The sequence below is a fragment of the Hyella patelloides LEGE 07179 genome, from assembly GCF_900659865.1.
Classification (GTDB): domain Bacteria; phylum Cyanobacteriota; class Cyanobacteriia; order Cyanobacteriales; family Xenococcaceae; genus Hyella; species Hyella patelloides.
The window spans coordinates 1-5,971 of record NZ_LR214117.1; the positions used below are offsets into that span (position 1 = coordinate 1).

Annotated in this window: 5 protein-coding genes and 1 tRNA gene; 3 read left to right on the plus strand and 3 right to left on the minus strand. The window is 36.0% G+C overall.

Going from position 1 to position 5,971, the window contains the following annotated elements:
• The first annotated feature begins 301 nt into the window (after positions 1 to 301).
• Positions 302 to 374: transfer RNA gene (locus H1P_RS30175), tRNA-Thr, on the plus strand.
• A 307-nt stretch (positions 375 to 681) separates the two neighbouring features.
• On the opposite strand, the gene clpB is transcribed toward H1P_RS30175, so the two are convergent.
• Positions 682 to 3,300: an ATP-dependent chaperone ClpB gene (gene clpB / locus H1P_RS30180; protein ID WP_144874715.1), complete on the minus strand. Its 2,619-nt coding sequence runs from the start codon at positions 3,298 to 3,300 to the stop codon at positions 682 to 684.
• A gap of 713 nt (positions 3,301 to 4,013) precedes the next feature.
• On the opposite strand from clpB, the gene H1P_RS30185 reads away from it, so the two are divergent.
• Together H1P_RS30185 and H1P_RS30190 are read left to right on the plus strand one after the other, a co-directional pair.
• A complete protein-coding gene (locus tag H1P_RS30185; protein ID WP_144874717.1) occupies positions 4,014 to 4,262 on the plus strand; it encodes an AbrB/MazE/SpoVT family DNA-binding domain-containing protein in 249 nt (82 codons plus the stop codon).
• A complete protein-coding gene (locus H1P_RS30190) occupies positions 4,255 to 4,626 on the plus strand; it encodes a type II toxin-antitoxin system death-on-curing family toxin (RefSeq protein WP_144874719.1) in 372 nt (123 codons plus the stop codon). Before H1P_RS30185 ends, H1P_RS30190 begins: the two co-directional genes overlap by 8 nt.
• 370 nt (positions 4,627 to 4,996) lie before the next feature.
• On the opposite strand, the gene def is transcribed toward H1P_RS30190, so the two are convergent.
• Positions 4,997 to 5,512, minus strand: coding sequence for a peptide deformylase (def, locus tag H1P_RS30195; protein WP_144874721.1), 516 nt, complete (start codon positions 5,510 to 5,512; stop codon positions 4,997 to 4,999).
• A gap of 53 nt (positions 5,513 to 5,565) precedes the next feature.
• The coding region (locus tag H1P_RS30200; protein ID WP_144874723.1) for a uroporphyrinogen-III synthase at positions 5,566 to 5,971 on the minus strand (406 nt) is incomplete at its 5' end.

Sequence of the window (5,971 nt, forward strand, 5' to 3'; positions counted from 1 at the left end):
GGCTAAATTATAAGCAGCAGTTGTTCCTGCGGGCCCAGCACCGACAACGATACAATCGTACATATCTACTTATTTCTATTTTGTGTTATTTATTTTGAACCGCTATTTATTTCTCAAGAAGCCTTGAGCGGGATTTACAAATTCGCTAACCAAATCTAGTTGCTAACGAAATCAAAGCTAATTATACAAGACCATTGACGTTTCCGCAGGACAAGAGATTTATTAGTGTTTAGGTCACAGATTACTCGGTCAGAAAAAATAGTTGTCAATATCAATTTTGTTTGCTACTATATATAACTGTGCTGGTGTAGCTCAGTTGGTAGAGCTGCTGATTTGTAATCAGCCGGTCGCAGGTTCAAGTCCTGTCACCAGCTTATGTATTTATGTGTTAATTATAGCTGGATTCCAATCCTTGAGACTGCAACAAACTTATTGCAAATCAATAACACATACCTAAAATTTACCCAATAATCTAATTATTCCCATAAACAATATAATAATGGGGTAAAAAAGAGTAATTTAAGCGACATCATAAAAACTTGATTTAAAATTATCTTTTCTGTAAAGCAAAAAAAGACAAGGTTGCTAAGGCTCACCACCACTACTCTTAATATACAAGGGTGGGCATTGCCCACCCTACTACAAAACAAAAATTATAGATAATTAATCACACACAACCAATTAATTAGCTAACATTTCAACAGATAATCGCTTGAAGGTTAATCTTTCATCTTCTACATCGACAAAAATAGTATCCCCTTCCTGAAACTCTCCTCGCAGAATTGATTTAGCAATCGAGGTTTCTAAATATCTTTGAATCGCTCGTTTTAATGGTCTTGCACCATAGACGGGATCGTAACCTAATTCGGCTAGGAAATCGATCGCTTTTTCTGACATTTTCAAAGATAATTTTTGTTCTGCAAGCCGTTTTTCTAATCCTTGAATTTGTAGTTGAACTATTGGCTGTAATTGTGCTTTAGTTAACCCGTGGAAGATAATAATTTCGTCGATTCGATTGAGAAATTCAGGACGGAAGCTATCCCGCATTGCGCCCATGACACGACTTCGCATTTCTTCATATTTACTATCATCACCAGCAACATCTAGGATATGCTGCGAACCAATATTACTGGTCATAATAATGATCGAGTTTTTAAAGTCTACAGTGCGTCCTTGAGAGTCAGTTAAGCGTCCATCGTCGAGGATTTGCAGCATGATATTAAACACATCTGCGTGGGCTTTTTCAATTTCGTCAAAGAGAATTACAGAATAGGGGCGACGGCGTATTGCTTCGGTGAGTTGTCCTCCTTCTTCGTAACCGACATACCCTGGAGGCGCACCTACAAGACGGGATACGCTGTGTTTTTCCATATATTCTGACATATCAATCCGCACTAAAGCTTCTTCGGAGTCAAACAAGTTTTTGGCTAAAGCTTTAGCTAATTCGGTTTTACCCACTCCTGTAGGGCCAAGGAAAATGAAGCTTGCGGTAGGACGTAAGGGGTCAGCTAATCCTGCGCGAGAGCGTTGAATAGAGTCTGCTACTGCGGTAACAGCTTCTTCTTGTCCGATAACTCTTTGGTGTAATTCGTCTTCTAAGTGGAGAAGTTTAGCTTTTTCGGATTCCACAAGTTTATTCAGAGGAATTCCTGTCCATTTAGAGATGATTTCGGCGATATCGGTTTCTACAACCTCTTCCCGTAGCATATTACGCCCTGAAGATTGTTTCTCTTCTAGGGTACTTTCGATTTCTGTGACTTGTCTTTGTAAGTCGGTGAGTTTTCCATAGCGTAATTCCGCAGCTTTATTAAGATCGTAATCCCTTTCTGCTTGCTGAATCTCTAGGTTAACGCGATCGATCTCTTCTTTGAAGTTATTAAGTTTATCAATGTCTTCTTTTTCTGCTTGCCATTGGGCGTTAAGCTCTGATTGTTCTTCCTTAAAATCGGCTAATTCTTTATCGAGACGCTGTAACCTTTCCTGAGATAATGCATCTTCTTCTTTTTGCAGCGAGAGTTTTTCCATTTCTAGCTGAAGAATTTTGCGATCAATTTCGTCTAACTCTTCTGGTTTAGAGGTAATCTCCATTTTTAGTTTAGCTGCGGATTCATCCACAAGATCGATCGCTTTGTCTGGTAGAAACCTGTCACTAATATAACGATTAGAAAGGGTAGCAGCAGCAACCAATGCTGTATCGGAAATTTTCACCCCATGATGCACTTCATAACGCTCTTTTAAACCCCGTAGAATGGAGATAGTATCAACTACATTAGGCTCATTTACCAGAACAGACTGAAAACGTCTTTCTAAGGCTGCATCTTTTTCAATATACTTACGATACTCATCAAGGGTAGTTGCTCCAATACAGCGCAATTCACCACGGGCTAACATAGGCTTGAGTAAGTTACCCGCATCCATCGAGCCTTGAGTTGCACCAGCACCTACTACGGTGTGTATCTCATCAATAAACATGATAATGTTACCTTTGGATTCGGTAACTTCTTTTAAGACTGCTTTGAGTCTTTCTTCAAATTCCCCGCGATATTTAGCACCAGCAATCAATGCGCCCATATCTAAAGCAACTAACTTTCTATCTCGTAAAGATTCGGGTACATCACGGTTGACAATGCGTTGAGCCAGTCCTTCTACAATAGCAGTTTTACCCACCCCAGGCTCACCAATCAAGACAGGATTGTTTTTTGTCCGACGGGATAATATTTGAATAGTACGACGGATTTCTTCATCACGACCAATAACAGGATCGAGTTTACCCGCTTTGGCTAATTCAGTTAATTCTCTACCGTATTTTTCTAAGGCTTGATATTTCCCTTCTGGGTTTTTATCGGTTACTTTTTGATTACCCCGCACTTGTTTAATAATCTCCTTCAGTTGCTTCTCGTTGAGTTCAAATTCTTGAAATAAACTTCTACCAATGCGATCATCCTTAGCATATCCTAATACTATATGCTCTATTGATATGTATTCATCCTCAAAATCTTGGCGAAATTTATCAGCACGATCCAATAATGTATCCAAACTACGTCCCAAGTAGATAGATTCTCCTAGATTTTTTACCTTGGGCTGACTATTAATAAAACGCTCTACTTTATCTCGTACTTTGGCTACGCTAATATCTGCTTTATTAAAGATACTGGTGGCTAATCCTTCTTCTTCAATTAAAGCCTTCAATAAGTGTTCGCTTTCAATTTGTTGATGTTGATTCTGTTTGGCAATATCGGCAGTTTTAACAATAGCTTGCCAAGCTTTTTCGGTGAATTGTTGTGGATTAGTTGGTTGCATATTTTTTTTCTCCTGTGGTGATTAGCAATAGCAATTAATGTTTTAAAAGTTCAGTTTTAGAGTCCAGGAAAATATAAGAAATCGTACATAATACAGATTTTCTCGATCTGGCAGTGTGTTGCTGTCATTGTAGCGAAGCTTACAGCCTGAGATAGTAAGGATAACTCTACTCTGTGATTATGGTTAACCCTAGTAAGTATATAGACTTGATAGAGAAAGTATTTTTCGCATTATGAGATGACGCATAGTTGTTAGTTAAAGTATTTTGGAATAATACTATTAATTTCAAATGAACTATCAATCATAATATTTTTTCTAATTTACTTGTTTTTATGACAACACAAAAAAATACACCATATCAGTTATTTAGAAAGTCTTTTACACTTAAGTATTTGCAGGAGATATTTGAGTCAAATATTCAAGAACAAAAATTAAGAGGTATTGATAGAATTAATGCATATCAACTATCAAAAAGCAAAAAAAGTTATTTAAAGTAGTGAAAAATCCTAAGAATTTTTCTTCTTATGTAGAAATTAGATGTTTCTCTAAATTGCTATGCAATCAGACTAACTTTTGTTCAGGGAAACAAGGAGCAAACGCTTAATTTCTTTTGACTTTGCTAGTTTGAGAAACCAAAAAGCGATCGCAATTATGAATTTTTTTGATAATTATAGTTTGTTATAATCAGAGTTATAACAGTACAAATTAAAACAATGCAAATTAAATTAAGACAAATAGGAAATTCGATTGGCGCGACTTTTCCCAAAGAAGTTTTGGATAAATTTGGTTTAGAAGTAGGCGACGAATTAAATATAATTGTTACAGCATCAGGAATCGAATTAACTCCTTTCGATCCTAATTTTTCCGCAACTATATCAGCTTATAAAGAAGGTGCAGCCAAGTATCTTAATGCCATGAGAGAGTTAGCTGCCCTAAAGGATACCGCTCCGCATAATGGCTGAACCAAAATGGATTGATGAATCTATAGTTATTTATATTCATGACGATCAGATTGCTCAACATGGGGGTTCTTATGGAATACTAAATAGGGGATTGCTAGCTTCTGTCTTAACCCGTTCTCGCAATCTTTATGAGTATGAAGGAGAGAATAATTTTTCAAAATTAGCTGCATCTTATGGTTACGGTTTAGCGAAGAATCATTCTTTTGTTGATGGTAACAAGCGAACTGCTTTTCAAGTAATGTTTGTTTTTCTGCGTATTAATAGTCTATATTTAGATGCACCAGAATCAGAAGTGGTAGTAATGATGCAACAGTTAGCTGAAGGTGAAATTACCCAAGAAAATTTAGCAAAATGGTTAGAGTAATAGCTTGTTCTATTGGTTTTCTTTGGTATTGATTCAATAGTAAAATTACGCAATCGATATTAAACTCTTTGTTAGCTTATGCTTTATCATTACTAGATATAAATTATGAAAGAAAAAAAGTTATTGGAAATAATATAAAGAAAGTTTCATCTGTGATTACTCCACTACCTCTTCAATCGCCTTCTCAACAAAAGAATTTAAACTAATTCCATACTATAGTGAAGTAAGGCACTTGTAAGCAAATTAAGAAACGAAAAATAAGAGATCGCTTATTTGCCGATCTTATAAACTATATTTACTTTTTTAAACCTAATAAGATAGGCAATTAAAAATTAGTTAATATTAACGAACGTTTAAGTATCAAGTAGAATTAATCCAAAATTATTTTTTGATATTCTTCTTCTGTATACAAATCTTTGATTGTTTGCACGCGATCGATAAATAATATTCCATCAAGATGATCTAATTCGTGTTGAAAAATACGAGCCACAAAATCAGTTAATACTCGTTGTTTTCTTTCGCCGTTAATATCTGTATATTCTACTTCAACTGTTTTATATCTTGGGACTAATCCCCGCACGTTAGGTACGCTCAAACAACCTTCCCAATCTTTAATTATTTCGTCACTGTGACCTAAAATGACAGGATTAATTACCGCAGTAGGAGACATTTTGGGTGCATGGGGATAGCGAATACTAGGGCGAGAGGCCATAATAAATAAACGATAAGATTGAGCTACTTGAGGCGCAGCAATTCCTACGCCATTAGCTGCTTCGGCAGTGGTGATTAAATTATTGGCTAACTTAACTATTTCGCTGTCGTTAGCTTTATTTACTGTTTGAGCGATATTTCTTAAAACGGGGTTTCCTATTTGAGCAATATGCATTTTTGTTAGTCTCGTCAAGGGGGATAATATAGTTAGTTATTAATTGCTGATAGCTAATTGTTTATCGATTGCTGATTAGTAATAATTGCCGAGGTTAATCCTTCCAAAGTATATTCTGTAGCTTCAAGATCTACTTTACCTAATAAATCGTGACAAGTTTGAGATGTTTGAGGGCCAATAGAAGCGATCGCAATCTCCTCCAATAAATCATTAATTTCAGTAGAGTTATTCAATTTAGTACTAACTAACTGCACAAAGTTTTTGACTGTTTTAGAACTAGCAAAAGTAATAATATTGATTTGTTTTTTTTGTAAAGCTTGCCAAACTTGAGTATCCATAGTTTCAGGACATTGAGACTGATAAGCAGCAACTTCTACTACTTCTGCACCTTGAGCCGTCAATTCTTTAACCAAAACCGCCCTTCCTCCTGTTTCTACTCTGGGAAATAAAATCTTTTTT

Coding starts and splice junctions, on each gene's coding strand:
- clpB (WP_144874715.1), bottom strand. CDS start 3,300: ATGCAACCAACTAATCCACAACAATTCACCGAAAAAGCTTGGCAAGCT.
- H1P_RS30185 (WP_144874717.1), top strand. CDS start 4,014: ATGCAAATTAAATTAAGACAAATAGGAAATTCGATTGGCGCGACTTTT.
- H1P_RS30190 (WP_144874719.1), top strand. CDS start 4,255: ATGGCTGAACCAAAATGGATTGATGAATCTATAGTTATTTATATTCAT.
- def (WP_144874721.1), bottom strand. CDS start 5,512: ATGCATATTGCTCAAATAGGAAACCCCGTTTTAAGAAATATCGCTCAA.